Here is a 14,633-nt window from a genome sequence, read left to right as displayed (position 1 = left end):
CCATCGCTCCTGCCGGCGCACCACCGCGTCGAGGGCGGTCAGCGCCGCGGCCGCGGCAAACGCAGCATCTTCAACCGAGTCCGGACCGGCCGCCGCGGCGCGCAGCCAGGTCGGCACGGGAGTGGCCAGCGCAGCCGGGGCTGCGCCGGTGACGGCCACAGGTGTATGTCGAAGCAGTTTCGGGCGCAGAATCATCGTCGACAGCATGAATCATCGCGGCGCTTCTGGCAACGAAAATGGCCGAAAGCCGCCGTGCCCGTCGATAGTTAAAAACGAACGATAAACCGCCTTTCGTTTTGATCTTTCTAGAGGAGATGCTCTCCCGCGTCGATCAAAACCCGGAAATGCGCGTTGGGCAAGAACAAACATATCGCAACCGTCATGGCCGGCAGGCGCAAACAACCATACCGCACCCGCCCTCAGAAGAGGCGGTGCTGCCGGATAATCTGATCGCCATGCTGGAACGCTCGACCGCAGCAGCCGAGGCGGCGTGAGCTTCGATTCTTCCTCGCAAAATAGGAGTCGCACTCCACAATTGCAAGGATGATTGGGCGCAGCGCCGGATTGCTGGCCACCGTGTCGCTGCGCGGACCGCGTCAGGTTTGGCAAGACCAGCCAAGCGCTGGAAAGAGCCGGAGGGCGTCCTTCCATCCGTCAGACCTTTGCCGGAGGAAGCTCGCCGTTGAGATGGTCAAGGCCCCGGCTCCATTTCGACGGCTTCGACAGCGGCGATTTCGGCGCTGAGTTCCGCGGTCAGATCGACCCGCCGGTCGCGCTTCGACAGCCGGACAAAATCCTCGTAAGCCAGCAGCACGGTGCGAGGCCGGCCGTTATTGGTGATGATGACAGGGTCGTGAACCGCGGCATCCTGATAGGCGCCGAAGTTTTTCGAGACGGCGGTGACGGTGGTGGTCATCGGCTGAACTCATTTCTTCCGGAATATACGGGTTTTCCGGGCTTTCCACATGTGTCAGCCGGCCATCGTAATTCGCGCTTGAGCTGGGCGCAAAGCGATAAGCTGCGGGATTTGGCGATCATCATCCCGTCATCCTTGCTGTGGCGCCGTTGGCCTTGAGCGCCGCCATCAGCATCGGCCCGACCGAAAACGCCCCCGCCTTGGCCTTATCAGTCAGCGCCCGAAGATAGCCGCCGGCGGAATTGATGTGCTGTGCCCTTTGCAGAATGCAGGCGATCACCATCGCCGCGGTCTCCTGACCCATCGCATGGCAGGCTTCCTCATACGCTGACGGCGAAACACCCAGATATCCCCGCACCTGGGCGGCGGTTATCATGAGATCGCGCCAATTGCCGATCCCGTCGACGGCATAATCCGCAATTTCGGGGCAGGCCTTCAGCACCATCCCCAGCGGGTAGGTTTTCGGCGCCTCTGCGGTCCTCGTCCTTGGCTCGGCCGCCGCCCCGCTTTTCTCTAAAGCAGGTTCAAATTCAAATATAGAGTCGGTATTTGAATCAGTTTGCTGCCGCTCATTTTGAGAGTCATTGCCGCTCGGATTCGTGGATTTCATATGAATTTCCAGCAGCTTATCCACATCGTCACGCAATGCAGCCAGATCGCCCACGATCGGCTCAAGCTCGACGATGGAGGCTCGGCGCGGAATTGCCTCCACAATGCCGCGGAAACGCTTCCACAGGCCTGCCCAGTCGCCCGGCACGTCTTCGTCAACGGCCGCCTCGATCAGCTTGTGGATGTCACGGCGGTGTAAGGTGATCCGCTCGCGCATAAGCCTAAGCGCCCTGTTGCCGGCGCGAACACGCTCAGCCGCCGCTTCGAACTCGTCGGCACGGGCCAGCAGCGGCGCCAGGGAGAAGCCAAATGCTTCCTCAATCTCCCCTCCCCGGCCCTTGCGGGCGTAACGCTTGCCGTTCGGGCTGTCCCGACGGATGATCAGCCCGCAGTCCACAAGGGCCGCCAGGTGCCGCCTGACTGTGGGCTCGGGCATGCCGTGCGCCCTGAGGGACAGCTGTGCGTTCGAGGGAAAGACGATGAGGCCGTTTTCCTCACTCAGCTCGCTGTCAGGATAGAATGATAGCAGCGCATTCAGGACGGCCAGGGCGCGATCGCCGATGCCGACGATGCTCTTGCCCTCGCACAGGTCGCGGTAGATCTGCCATTTCTCAACGACCCTGTTCTTGGGGATTTCACGTGAGTCGTTTTGCGCTGCCAACAAGGCAAGCGACATCCGGCGCCGCCCAAAGGGCGTCGTTGCAATACCCGTTTCCATTTCTTCCTTCGCCTTCAATTAGGCAAAAGAAATTTGCTCGCCGAATCGACGCCTAGACTCTTGACAGTGATTCGCGAAAATGTGATTCTCAGCTTGCTAAAGGATGAGAAGGGCTTCCGCGACGGTGACGTTCGGGGGCCTTTTTCTTTTGCGGTTTACTCCTGTTTCCGTTTCCTGTTTGTCTGCCAGTCGGCATAGAGATCATCCAGCCGTCCTGTCAGATATGCGCCGAAGCCCTCATCGGCTCCGGAGGTCTTGAGGGAGAGCGTATAGGCCGCCCCGGTGTCCTTGATCTTTGCCGCGACCTTGCCGCCGTTCGGTTTCCACTGGCTGACTGTCTGTTCTCGCTGCGGCTTTTTCGAAACCTCCGCAAGAACCATCATGAAGCGTTCGTCCGATCCCAAGGCCTCGAATTCGGGCCTGTCGATGGCATTTCTAGCGGCTTCCAGCGCTTTGGGATCAGTGATCTTTTCGGCGATATCCATCCACCTGCGGCGGCCCATAGAGGGTGCGGTACCGATGGCTTTGACTAGGCTGTCCGGAATGCTCTTGGCGACAGACAACAGTTTCGACAGTTCCGTCTTGTCAGTGCTCAACGCCTGCATGATCAGATCGCGGCCGAAGCCGCGTGCTTCGAGGCTTGAGGCAAAGACCGCTCTCTCGATGTAAGAAAGGTCCTTTCTCGCAGTGTTTTCGATGCCTTGAGCGACGACGAGTTCATTGTCCGATAATGGCCTGACAACCGCCCTTACCTTCCGCCTCAGGAGTCGGATAGCACGAAGCCTCCTATGGCCATAGGCAACCTGATATCGTCCTTCGATATCGGGGTGCTGCCGGACGAGGATGGGCACTTCCTGGCCGTTTTCCTCGATCGACCTCACAATATCGTCTGTTGCGGTTATCTCGCCGTCGAGGCGGTCACGCACGAATGAGCCGTCAATGAGTTCGGGATCAAGTTCGACGACCCTCTCGCCGGACTTCAAGGCTTCCTGAAGTTCTCTGGCTTCCTGATCCATGCGGTCGAGGGCAAGCCCCATCGTCCTTACGGGACCTGCCAGAACACGACCGCCGTCCGTCGCTTTGGACAAGTTGGCCGCGGCCAACTCTCGCGTCGTATCGGCGAATATTCCGCTCAGAACGTCTCGTCTGCTCATGACCGCCCCCATGCCTTTTCAATGCCATCGAGGATTTCTCCGTTGACTGCATCAAGGGATTCGATTGCCCGGTCGAATGTCGAGCGGCGGACTTGTCCTCGTTCGATTTCATAGAGTGTCTGTTTCGTGAGCCCGGCATCGGCGATCGCCGTCGATTTCAGGACTGTCGCGGCCAAAACCTCGTCCCCGAACAGACTTCTCAGCAGGGCAACGATCTGTGCCTGCGGACCGTCGTGCGGCTCATGGCGCGTTATGACATAGCGGATGAAATCATGGTTCAGATCGCCGCCTGCATTCCGGACGACCGACAGAAGGTCGGAAGTCATCAGCAGAAACTGCGACATTGACGCCACGTCGACCATCTGAGGATGGACGGTGATCAGAAGCGATGTCGCCGCGCAAACCGCACCAAGCGTCAGGTATCCGAGCTGCGGCGGACAGTCGATCACCACAACGTCGTAATCGGCTTCGACTTCGGCCAACGCCATGCCGACCCGTCGGAAGAATATCTCGTAGTTGCTTGTCTTCCGCGCCATCAGCGCAGTGGGGGTTTCGTGCTCGAACTCCATCAGTTCCAAGTTTCCGGGAACGAGGTCGAGGCCAGCGAAGTACGTTTTTCTGATTATTTCCTTCAGCGGCCGCCGTTTCTCGTCGTAGCGGATCGCACCATAGAGGGTTTCGCCTTCCTCTAGATCGAACTCCGGCTGAACACCGAGCATCGACGACAACGAAGCCTGCGGGTCGAGATCAACCGCGAGAACACGATACCCATGCAGGGCAAGATATTGTGCCAGGTAGATGGATGTCGTTGTCTTCGCACTGCCGCCCTTAAAATTGGCGACGGCAATCGTCTGAAGCTTTTCGCCGCTCCGCCGCCACGGAAGGTAAGCGAGTGCATCCTTCGGCTTGATAGAAGCCATGTACTGCCGCAACTCATGAATTTGGGCGAGAGAGTACGACCGTCGTCCAGTCTGGGACACCTCGGGTGAAGGGCCTTTGCCATCTATTGAAAGCTGCCGTAGGTAGCCGTCTGACACCCCGACGAGATGAGCGGCTTCGCCAGAGGTGAACGTCTTCAACATTTTCTGGGAAGACGGCGGAAACAGGCGCTCTCGTAGTAACTGCAGCTGCATAGACAGCTGGCGCGCATGATGAGAAATCCGCGCGTCGGAAGACATGGCCGTCGATACGTTTTGATTATGCAACATCGATTTCCCCTTTCGATGCGCTTTTTAGGCAGGAATTGCTAAAAAACCGTATCGAAAATGGCATGATTCGGTAACCATGCCAAGAACCCTTATGATTCAACGGTTTCCCGCGAACCACGGTCAAAGTTGGCCGCGGCCAACTGCTTCTTTCGTGCGAATCGTTTGGCCCCAATAGTGCCTCTGTCGTGGTCGAATGCAAAGTTGGCCGCGGCCAACTCTCCGTTCTTTCAACGAAAAGGTGACTAAAACCGCTGGCGCCCGTACCGGCACCGCCGCACTCTCTGCACGAACCCAGCCTCCCGGGCTTGAACCATAAGTTTAGTCCAGTGCGTTGTCGCCGCCTGTGCTGGGCAATGCCCGGCGCGCTCGAGCGACGACTACAGCGCAGTCACCAGCCGGCCGGCAAGCAGCACCAAAGCGTCGCTGTCGGCCTGTGTCGTCTTGGTGCGGTGCCTCATCGACAGGCAGGGCAGTTTTTCGCCGTCGGGTGCCTTAGCGGGACTCTTTCTCGACCAGCTGTTCGACCCGGAGAGCAGCAATTTCGCTGTGACGGCGGCCCGCCGACGCGAAATCCGTCAGCAACACGGACGGTCGCGGACGTCGAGATGAGCAGGTCATACGACGGCGCGAGTGAGCGGGTCCGTTTTGCAGAAGAGCCTACAGAGAAGCGCCGAATAGGCGCCAGCGGGTGCCACTGTGTAGACCGAAGCACGCCGCGATCTGGGTTTTCGCTCTGCAGCTTTCGCAGTGAAGGTGGGAGCTTGAGCCTCGCCCTGACCGGAATGCCAGAACTTCTGCATCATGCTTCGTCAAGCAACGCCCTGCCCATATCCTGCAGGGGCACTGCTTCGATGCCATGCTGGAGCGGAAATCGCTCCGATCCTGGAAAGACGACGAAGCGCTGCTCCGGAGCAAGGTCCTCGCAGGCCTGATGGAACCCTTTTTCGACCTTTGGCGTCAGGCTACGCTTGATTTCGATGGCCCAGAGGCGCTGGCCCGGCAGCGTTAGTAGCAAGTCGATCTCCGCACCCGCAGCTGTTCGGTAGAAATTGCTTAGGGTGGATCGATGCCGATCCCAGGAGCAAGAAGCGGCCGGCTTTTCGCCCAACGCGGCGGCCGCGGTCGATTAGTCCTCGCAGGTTTTGGAACAGGTTCGGTAGCCGGTGGACCTCATCCAAGATGACCAGCTTATCTTCATGGTCGGCCAGATATAGTTCCGGCTCCGTGAGCCGGGCGCGGTCGGCGTCGGATTCGAGGTCGAGATAGATAGAAGGTCGCCGTTCGGCTATTTCGAGCGCGCGTGGTCTTGCCAACCTGGCGTGGTCCAAGCAGCGCCACGGCGGGCATGCTGTCCAATAGCTCCGTGAGTTCAGTCGTGATGCGCCGCTCGATCATCATTGCAATCATGGAGTAAAGTTCCGGTTTTGCAAGGAATAAGCCGCCACGCACACAGGGATTGCAGCTATCCGCTGATGCTGGGTATTACTTTCCGATTTTAATTGATGCGCTAGTAAAACTCTCGAACGGCAGTTTCCACCTTACGACTTCAAACGGGGGAGGGGGAGGGCTTTTCAGAGCCCTGCCGCCGAAGTTGACCCGGAACCGGTCGCGTCGAAGTTGGTATTTGCGGATCATCTTGGAGGGATGGCCAAGCTGCTTCTGAACATAGCTCGTCGATCTCGGCCGAGGAGGCCAGGCCAGCGCAGCGGTTGGCCCGCAAAGGGCCTTTACTCCTCTGCCGGCCGAGGCTGGATGGATCTGTGAGCCCGCGTGCCGGCCGCCGTTTCCATCGCCAGCAGTCATGTGGCCTGCGGCTCATTCGTCGCCTGCGAGGCCGTCGAACGCCTCAAGCAGCGCATCGACAATCGCCTGGCCGAACGCCTGTGCTGTCTCATTGATTTGGGCTTCGCTTCCGTTGCGGACGGCGGTGGCGAGTTCCGAACCCTGATCCGTCAGGATCGCATTGGCCCGATCGATCGCCCATTGCGCGAAATCATCCCGGCTGTCGATGATCCTGGTTTCCATCAATGCGCACTCCCGGGTTTAAGGATTTGTTTAGCCTATTTGGGCTAAGATCAAGGTGCGCGATGGGTACTGCGTTCGCGCTACGACACGTTTGATCCTTGCAACGTCAGGCCCCGCTGAGCAAGTTCCCCGGCACCCGGGAAGCGCGATTTCGCGGCTCAGCGGCCATGTGCAGCGCAGTGGGATCGTTTTGAGCCGAACAGCGCGGCTGGGACCAGTGAGCCCGAGGCCGATCAGACGATCAGCCGCGCGGCGCGTCCCAATTGGCGCTCGACGTCGTGGTAATGGCGCGATGCCTGTTGCACGGAGCGGTGCTGCGACTGCTGCATGGCTTCGGACAGCGGAATGCCGTTCGGCCGAGCTGGATTTTCAGGCAAGGCAATGTTGGGCTTTCAGGATCCTTCGGATCGGCCGGGACCGGATCCTGCGCAACGATCTGCTCGACGCGCAGGGACGAAACCTCGCTGCGGCGGCGGCCGCCCGAGGCGAAGGCGACGAGCAGCAGGGCGCGGTCGCGCAAGTCTGGCAGGCGCTCGCCGACGCAAGTTTTGAGCACCGCGCCCAGAATGTCGGCTGTCACTGATTTCTGACTCTTGCGACCGCGCGGCCGCGGACTGGCGCGGACAGCGAGTTTTAGGGCGCTGCGCAAACCCGGTGCGTTGAACTTGCCTTGAGGCCGCGCCATTGCGTCAGCGTCGACCAGCTGGCCAGCCATCGGCGCACCGTGTTCGGCGCGTGCGGGCCAATTTTCCGCAACAGGTCTTGCGCGCGCAGGCTTTGCGACACGTCTTCGGGCATGCCGTGGCTCGGATCGGTCTCGCGCTTGGAAAAATCCCACAGGTGATGCGCGACGAATTTTATCAAAAGCGGCTCCGGCGCCGGCCAGGGCAGAGAAGAATCCACGGCGGCCTGGCACCAGGCCTCGAGATAGGCGAGGTCGGAGGCAAGCGCGCGCAGAGAGTTGTCGCCGATAACCTTCCTTCGCCAGGTGGCGCAGCGTCTCGACATCGTCGTCGGAGAGTAGCTCGGCCAAGCGGTCGCGGCGGTCGAAGGGCAGCACCGAATCCAGCGCGGCGAGCGCCTCCGCACGCCGGATTCTTGGGTCGGGTACGGGCTTTGGCAGGCGTGCATCCATGGCGACCGCTCAGAACAGATAGCGCCGGTCGGCCCAGGCGAGCAGCACTGCGGCGTCTCGATGGGGCAAACGCACCCGTCCTTGGCGCAGGCCTTCAGCGATCGCCTCGCCGACGTCCGGATCGACCCAGTAGCCGTGGGTCATCAGGAAGAACCAGGCGAAGGGCAGGCCAATCTCGGCGTCGATCGCCTCGGTCCGCGCCATCAGGCGGTGCACCGAAATGCCTTCTTCCAATAACAGCTTCTCGGCGGGCATTTTGAGCGGCAGCGGGATAAAACCGATCTCGCGCCGGCCACGATGCTCAAGATCGTGGATGTCGAAGGCCCAATGGTCAAAAATGCGGCGGGCGCAAGCGCTCGACCGCTCCCAGTCGGCAAAAAAGCGGTTCTCGCGCGGCACGAAATCGAACCAGTCCGGATTGGCGTCTAAAAACGCGGTGTCGCGCGTGCCGTGGGGGCCGACCTGATGGATGATGCGGTTTTCCAGCTCGGGACGGCTTGCCTCGCGCTGTTCCTTGTCGATGCGCGCCCGGCGCGCCAGGAAACTCCTCATGTGGGCGACGCCGCCGCCGGCGCGGCCGCGCAGCCGGTAGACTGGTCCTGCGAGCTGCTGCGCCTCAGCAGCGGAGTCGCGAGAAACCCAGGTCGGCTCGAAGAGATGGTCGACGCTGTTGGGGCGGTAGTCGGCATCAACTACGGGGCCGGCCAGGACCTCGATCTCGCGGCCGAGCGAGAGTTGCACGAAGTCGGCGACGCCTGGCCCGGTCGGTGCAAAGGCGAAGGCGCTGGCGCCGCGCCATTCGGCGAATTTTGTCCCGTCCGCGCGATGCCGGTTCCAGAAGGCGGTGAGATCGCCGTTGAGTTCGGCCAGCCCCCTCTCGATCCAGGCACGGTGGTCGCCGTGGCGCGTGCCGTCGGCAGCGACAACAGCGTGAGGGTTGCACCAATAGGGATCGTCGATCGTCACGACGGTGAAGGCAAACCCCGGAAAGGCCGTGTTGAGGGCAGTAGCGAGCTCGGCGTCGGCCGACTGCGCCTCCAGAGATGCGAGCACGATTTCGACGGAAGCGGGGTCGGGCAGGCGGACGGGTTTTTCTTCGCTCATGCCGGGCGCCCTTTTTGCGCGGTAAAAAGCCGCGCCTTGCTTCTCGGCTCGCGCGGGCCGTTTCCAGCGGGCATCTGGAGGACGATTCTGGCTGATTTGGGCGGCGAGATCAATCACTGTCGATAAGGGGGACTTATCGACGTGATCAACGCGCGGGAGAAAGTCGCCTGCAAGTCCGCTTGTCGGTTTTACTTCCCGATTTCAATTGAAACTCTAAGCTGGAAATCCTGCCCCTCCAACCGTCGCGTAGCCGCTTCAATCGGGGGAGGGGAGGGGCCATTCAAAGACCGCTGGCCTTGGTGAGATTGGTCCGGAACCGATCGCGACGGCGCTGATATTTGCGGGTCATCTCGGCCGAGGCGTGGCCGAGCTGCTTCTGCACGTAGCGTTCCTCGATGTCGGCCGAAGAGGCAAGGCCGGCGCGCAGCGAGTGCCCTGCAAACAGCAGCGCACGTTCCCCTTCCGGAAGATCGGAGCGGACGCCGGCGGCGAGTGCGGTCTGCTTGACCAGGCGGGCGACATGCTTGTCGGAGAGCCGCTCGACATCGACGGTCTTGTTGTCCTTGAAGATGCGGCGGAAGAGCGGGCCTCTCGCGATACGGCCGAAACGGATCCAGCTCTCGAGCGCGGCGACCGGGCAGGTCTGGTCGGATGCGCCGAGGCCGACCTCAACCTCGCGCCAGCCGGTCTTGCCGCGCAGCGTCACCAAAACGCCCTGGTCGGGAAAAATCTCGATCCAGCCGGCACCGTCGCTGTCGTCGTCGCGGACGACGTCGAGACCGACGATCTCGGACCGCCGCAGGCCGCCGGCAAAGCCGAGCAGCAGGATCGCCCGGTCGCGCAGGCCGCGCAGGTCATGACCGAGCGTATTGACCATCGCCTTGATGTCGTCTCCGAGCACGGCTTCCTTCTGCCGCGGCGGCTTGGCGTGCTTGCGGCGAATACCAGCGAGCACGGTGGCAATATGCCGATCGGCGCGATCCATTGGCACGCCGCGCTGGGTAAAGTTCCAGGCGAGGCCGGAGAGACGCCGCTCGATTGTCGCCACGGAGAGCGAGGGCAGGCCGCGTTTCGGATCGCCGGCAGCGGTGCCTGAGGCACAGGCGCCGATATAGAGGCCGATGACCTGGCTCGAGGGCGGCGTCGGGTCGAAGCCTTCCCGACGGCACCAGGAGATGAAATGCCGCCAGTCCTTGGCGTAGGCGTCCCGCGTGTTGTCGGAGCTGGCGGCGTTGGCGTAGGCCGTCGCGGTCTCGACGAGGGCTTCCAGCCGCGACGGCGCCCGCGGGGCGGGGGGTGAGGCGCCCATATCCATGACCAGATCGACGATGTCGGGCAGATCGCCGTCGAGATCGTCCGCGTCCGAGAGGTCGTTTTCAGTGGCTTTGGCCGGGGGATTTTCCATGATTTGGCAGGCTAGGCGCATATGTCCGATAAGGCAACCTTACCGGACATAAAAGGACATCGACAAGCGCGGCGGTTTATCGGCATCTTCGTTGCCAAAAGCGCCTCCGTTAGTCATGCTGCCGAGGATGATTCTTCGCCCCAAACCGTCTCCTGTCCTTCATGGCCTGCCGCTCGGCCCCCAGCCGATCGTGCATGCGGCACCGGTGCCGTCCTGGCTGCGCAAGGCAGTCGAGACGGCGCAAACCGTTGAAGATGCCGCGATCGCCTTTGGAGCCGCGATCGGCGCGCTCGATGCCGTGGTGCGCCGGGGCGGAAAATGGGCCGGCGCCTGGCGGCAGCGCCTGGCGCTCGCGGCGGCCGCGGCGATGGCGCGGCAGGCGGGGCGCACCGAAGACGAGGCCGCACTGCGCGATTCTTTGCTCCTCACTCGCCCGGGCGACGATGTCGGGCCCGCCGGGTCTTTTCTGCTCGCCTGGCGTCTGCTGGCGGCGCGACCCACGGATGATTTGCTGACGGAGGCAGGCCTTGCCGCCGTGCAGGAAGAGCTTGGCGACGCCGGCGACGACGAAGCAGTCAGCGATCTGGCGGACGAGCTTCGGCAGCTCTCCACCAGCGAAGGGGTGGTCGGGATTCTGACCGGCGCGTTCGCGGCTACTGCGCGCCACGGCTTCGGACGCCATCTTGACTCTTGGCTCGCCGACGCCCTGCTCGCGCAAAGGTTGGGATGGCCACATGCGGTGCCGCTGCTCGGAACGCAGCCTGCATCGGGCGGGAGCACGCGTGGCGTGCGACCGAAAACAACCAGCCTGACGGAGAGGAACCAGGTGCCGGGCAGGGAGAGAGTGCAGGGCCTGCTCGTGGCGCAGGCGCGGGCCGCGCTGCGGGCCATCGACCTGTCGGCCGAGCTCGGCCGCCGCGCCGAACGGCTGCTTGCCGTCGCGCCGAAGCTCAGGGCGAAGGGTGCGGACCTTGTCGTCGACCATTTGCTGAACGACGATGCGCTCGTCGCCTGGCGCGGGGACAAAAGCACCGGGATGAGCGACCGCGGCCTGCGCCGCCTGTTCGACCGACTGGTCGGTCTCGGCGCCGTGCGCGAGCTGTCGGGCCGCGCCACATTCCGCATCTACGGGCTGTAGCCGATGGTGGAGGGCGCGCGCGCCAGACGAGGCAAAGGCCGGTCAGATGACGATCGGCCCGGCGACCGCCGTTCCAATGACCATTTGTTTGATCGGGAGCTTGACCATCTGCCGGCAGAGGTGCGCTGGCGGGAATGGATGAACCGCGTCGAGGCGACCATTTTTGCCGCCAGCGAGCCTGTGACACGCGAAATGCTGGCGCGCGTCGTCGGCAAAAGCTGCAGCATCGATCTCCTCATCGACGACATCCGCGAGGACCTGCGCGGCCGCCCCTACGACCTGGTCGCCGTCGCCGGCGGTTTTCGGCATCTGACGCGGCCGGCCTACGCCGACGCCATCCGCAGTGCATTTGGCACGGCCGTTGGCGGCAATGAACGCGCGGGTGATCTCACGCAGTCGGAGGTGCTGGTGCTGAATGCAATCGCCTACTTCCAGCCGATCACGCGCGCCGAACTGTCGTCGTTTTTTGGCAAGGAGATTTCTCGCGACCTGATCGGCCACCTGCGCGGCGCGAAGCTGATTGCCTCCGGCCCGCGCAGCCCGACGCCGGGCGCGCCTTACACCTATGTCACGACCAAAGCATTCCTGCTCGAATTCGGTCTCGACACGTTGCGCGACCTGCCGGACTTCGAGGCGCTCGAGGATGCCGGGCTGCTGTCGAAGGACAAGCTGCTGGCCGGCGACATCATGCCGGGGTTTTCGGTTGGCGGCGATGACGCCGCCGACGTCGTCCTGGACGAGTAGAGGACCCGGCGCCGATCTCAGGCTCGCTGAGCTGGAAGGTCGCGATGGAGCTTTGACGCGGTCCGATCGCCCGCCACGCGCAGATAGGCGGTCAGCAAATCGGCAAGACCAGCACTCGGCTGTGTCGGGCGATCGGATCTCGGCCGCTTCTGATGTTTGGCCAGGAAGTCGGCGAGGCCGGCAATCAATCCGTCATGGCCGCCTGCGGCCAGTATGCTCCGGCGCCGGTGCGCCGCAACAGCATCCTGGCCGGCGACCAGCCAATCCAATGGTCCGGCCGCAAGCAACTCGAAACAACGGATGCGCGCTGATGTCGACAGGCTTGTCAGGCTCTTTGCCGGGCCCGCATCGATGGCCTTCGGCGCGCGCAGGAGACGCGGAACCAAATCGCTGGTCGCCGGCGATCCTTTGATCGCCTCAACCCTGCAGATGTCGTCTACCGCACGCTCCAGGCGCCGGGCCGCCGTTTTGATCGGCACCTTCGTAGCGCCGCGCAGATCGAAGACGCATCGTGCGCAGAAATGCTGTGGCACAAGGTCGACCTGGTCAAAGGTGGCGATCCCGTGGCGGCAGGCGGGACATCGATCTCGAAGACCGCAACCATGCACGAAGCAGGAGATCCGCGTCGCCAGTCGCCACCGCCGGCGAAAATACGGCGCATCGTCGTCGGCAAGGCACCGGGGACAATACTGCATCCAGGTTGAACGGTTCCGGTGGGCGTTCTCGCGCAGCGGCAGCAGGAGCGGCGTAAACGCGCAGCCAGTCGTCGCCATCGGTGAGATTGCTTCATGCGGAACGCCTGACTGATCAAGGAGCAGAGCCGCAATCTCAAGCGGAAGCAGAAGGTCGAGGCGGGGCGACCACATCCCGTCGCCAAGCCCGAGGACGCCGGCGAACGCCCGCGGCGCGATTCCGTTGGCGATCGCAAGGCGGTGGAGCCAGCTCGACAGCAGCTCATCCGGAAGCGGGTCAACGGACACGGGCCACCGATCCCGAGCGACGTCGCCGTATCGCTCGCGGATCTCGATGGCGAAGCCCGCGCCGGTCGCGTCACCGTTCACAACAGGCAATCGCGCACCGGCGCCCGGCTGCGCTTCGAGACCGGACTGTAGTTCAGCGCCTCGAGCCCAGATCTCGTGATCCGCTCCGTACCAGACCTCACCGCGGCCAAGGCCGCCGCCGAGACGATCGCCACGGTCTCGCCGATCAGTCCCTTGGAAAGCTGGAAGATCATCCGCGCCATCGGTTCATCCGAGAGATCGGAAACGCGAGCGAGTGGCAAGGCGGCTTCGAGGCTGTCGAGCAGCGCGAGGAACTCCTCGCCATATTCCCAGCGCGGCACCGCGTGCAAATCGAACCGGGTCGCCATTTCGGCGGTCTGGTTGATGAAATCGTAGACAGCGACCTCCCCGATCAGAACCGGCGGAATGTCGAACTGGCGCCCGATCCGTCTCAGGAAGGCAAGCACGGCCTCGACGTCGCGGGCCCGGCCGCGAAGAGCATTGTGGAATTCGTCGAAGATCAAGATCCTTGGCTTCAGGCTGTCGAGCAGATGGTCGATCTGCTCGGCCTTGCGGCCGACATCCCGGCTACTGCCGGTCGGCGCGCGCAATGCCTGCAGGACGCTTATATAGAAATGGGCAAGGCCGGCGCCCTCGCGCGTCTGCACCACCCCACACTCTTTGCCGCTCGGACGTTTTCAGGTGCTCTACCGCAAACCGTTCCGCGATCATCGTCTTGCCGTTGGCATAGGGCCCGACCAACATCAGGCCTCGGGTCCGCAACGCCGGCGGCCGACCCATCAGCTCGGCAAGGCGTTCATGCGCCTGGACCGCAACCTGATGTCCGATCCATCGCGGCGCCTGGATGTAGCAGATACGCTCTTCCGTGCTGCGGTTGAGATACGGGCGAACCTGGTCGAGCAGATGGTCCGCCACGTCACCATTCCTCGACCGGCAGACGGCGTTTCTGGCGTCCGGGATGCTCGGCAGGCGCCGGCGTCGCCGGACGCATCGCATCATAGGGCTTGGGCGCCACTGCCGCGTGGGTTTTGCGCACGGCATTGCGCAGCTCGATCTTGGACGGCTTCTGTCCACCGGCGATCTCCGCGATCCGTCGGCGGAGCGTCACCTTTTCGACATCCGTTCGCGCGTTTGCGGCGCGCCGCTGCGAGCGGTCAGCTTCGCGCTCCCACAACGTCATCGGAGCGAGCATTCCGTCGCGCCGCCCCACGGACCGGAACTCCCTCGTCTCCGGATCCCGGATATAGACGTGGCTGATGTCGCGAGGATCGTATCGGAGCTCGAGCCTTCCCAGGCGGTCTCGTTGCGGGACGAGGCCGCCCAGCCAGGGCGAATAGTAGTCGAGGGCGAACATGCTGACGCCCTGCGGCGAGATGCGTCGTTCCCTCCCGGGCATGAATGCCAGCAGGACCCGCATGGCATCATCGTCGAAGCGCGGGAGATTGCGCGCCCGGC

12 protein-coding genes and 6 pseudogenes are annotated in these 14,633 nt (G+C 62.9%); 3 read left to right on the top strand and 15 right to left on the bottom strand.

What is annotated here, in order from left to right:
• Positions 1-207: pseudogene (locus X738_RS0144740) on the bottom strand (DUF1403 family protein); the annotation flags it as partial.
• Between the two features lie 107 nt (positions 208-314).
• On the opposite strand from X738_RS0144740, the gene X738_RS79035 reads away from it, so the two are divergent.
• Complete coding sequence (locus tag X738_RS79035; RefSeq protein WP_031257066.1) at positions 315-494, top strand: hypothetical protein; 180 nt, start codon at positions 315-317, stop codon at positions 492-494.
• A gap of 160 nt (positions 495-654) precedes the next feature.
• On the opposite strand, the pseudogene X738_RS79030 reads toward X738_RS79035, so the two are convergent.
• The 11 genes and pseudogenes from X738_RS79030 to X738_RS78995 all read right to left on the bottom strand — a co-directional run bounded on the left by X738_RS79030 (position 655) and on the right by X738_RS78995 (position 10,274).
• Positions 655-916, bottom strand: a pseudogene (locus tag X738_RS79030) (type II toxin-antitoxin system Phd/YefM family antitoxin).
• Between the two features lie 121 nt (positions 917-1,037).
• Positions 1,038-2,243, bottom strand: coding sequence for a plasmid replication protein RepC (gene repC, locus X738_RS79025; RefSeq protein WP_031257065.1), 1,206 nt, complete (start codon positions 2,241-2,243; stop codon positions 1,038-1,040).
• Positions 2,244-2,398: 155 nt separating this feature from the next.
• Complete coding sequence (gene repB, locus X738_RS79020; protein WP_031257064.1) at positions 2,399-3,397, bottom strand: plasmid partitioning protein RepB; 999 nt, start codon at positions 3,395-3,397, stop codon at positions 2,399-2,401.
• On the bottom strand, positions 3,394-4,602 hold the full coding sequence (gene repA / locus X738_RS0144735) for a plasmid partitioning protein RepA (RefSeq protein ID WP_031257063.1): 1,209 nt from the start codon (positions 4,600-4,602) through the stop codon (positions 3,394-3,396). Before repA ends, repB begins: the two co-directional genes overlap by 4 nt.
• 802 nt (positions 4,603-5,404) lie before the next feature.
• Positions 5,405-5,713 carry a DUF4143 domain-containing protein gene (locus tag X738_RS88025; RefSeq protein ID WP_245277876.1) on the bottom strand — a complete coding sequence of 103 codons (309 nt, stop codon included), beginning with the start codon at positions 5,711-5,713 and terminating at the stop codon, positions 5,405-5,407.
• A gap of 4 nt (positions 5,714-5,717) precedes the next feature.
• A pseudogene (locus X738_RS88020) lies at positions 5,718-5,918 on the bottom strand (AAA family ATPase); the annotation flags it as partial.
• Between the two features lie 277 nt (positions 5,919-6,195).
• A pseudogene (locus tag X738_RS88015) lies at positions 6,196-6,307 on the bottom strand (integrase); the annotation flags it as partial.
• 113 nt (positions 6,308-6,420) lie between these two features.
• Positions 6,421-6,630, bottom strand: a complete 210-nt coding sequence (locus tag X738_RS79010; RefSeq protein ID WP_023803918.1) for a hypothetical protein — start codon at positions 6,628-6,630, stop codon at positions 6,421-6,423.
• Between the two features lie 349 nt (positions 6,631-6,979).
• A pseudogene (locus X738_RS79005) lies at positions 6,980-7,765 on the bottom strand (integrase); the annotation flags it as partial.
• A gap of 9 nt (positions 7,766-7,774) precedes the next feature.
• Positions 7,775-8,869, bottom strand: coding sequence for a hypothetical protein (locus X738_RS79000; RefSeq protein ID WP_023803915.1), 1,095 nt, complete (start codon positions 8,867-8,869; stop codon positions 7,775-7,777).
• A 280-nt stretch (positions 8,870-9,149) separates the two neighbouring features.
• Positions 9,150-10,274 (bottom strand): tyrosine-type recombinase/integrase, encoded by a 1,125-nt coding sequence (locus X738_RS78995; protein WP_023803914.1) that lies wholly within the window; start codon positions 10,272-10,274, stop codon positions 9,150-9,152.
• 127 nt (positions 10,275-10,401) lie between these two features.
• Here X738_RS78995 and X738_RS78990 point away from each other — a divergent pair, with 127 nt between their 5' ends.
• Both X738_RS78990 and scpB read left to right on the top strand, forming a co-directional pair.
• Positions 10,402-11,412, top strand: a complete 1,011-nt coding sequence (locus tag X738_RS78990; RefSeq protein ID WP_031257062.1) for a DUF1403 family protein — start codon at positions 10,402-10,404, stop codon at positions 11,410-11,412.
• A gap of 3 nt (positions 11,413-11,415) precedes the next feature.
• Positions 11,416-12,156 (top strand): SMC-Scp complex subunit ScpB, encoded by a 741-nt coding sequence (gene scpB / locus X738_RS78985; protein ID WP_023803912.1) that lies wholly within the window; start codon positions 11,416-11,418, stop codon positions 12,154-12,156.
• Positions 12,157-12,173: 17 nt separating this feature from the next.
• Here the strand turns inward: scpB and X738_RS78980 are convergent, their stop codons facing one another.
• The 3 genes and pseudogenes from X738_RS78980 to X738_RS78970 all read right to left on the bottom strand — a co-directional run.
• Entirely contained in the window at positions 12,174-13,217 is a 1,044-nt protein-coding gene (locus X738_RS78980) for a TniQ family protein (protein ID WP_023803911.1), read from the bottom strand.
• Positions 13,214-14,093, bottom strand: a pseudogene (locus X738_RS78975) (TniB family NTP-binding protein). Before X738_RS78975 ends, X738_RS78980 begins: the two are co-directional and overlap by 4 nt.
• A gap of 1 nt (position 14,094) precedes the next feature.
• Positions 14,095-14,633 (bottom strand): Mu transposase C-terminal domain-containing protein (locus X738_RS78970; protein WP_023803909.1); only part of this gene is annotated, 539 nt, incomplete at its 5' end.

The sequence above is a fragment of the Mesorhizobium sp. L48C026A00 genome, assembly GCF_000502375.1.
GTDB classification, from domain to species: Bacteria; Pseudomonadota; Alphaproteobacteria; order Rhizobiales; family Rhizobiaceae; genus Mesorhizobium; species Mesorhizobium muleiense.
The sequence above is the reverse complement of the archived record's forward strand: the minus strand, read 5'-3'. Positions and strand labels throughout refer to the sequence as shown.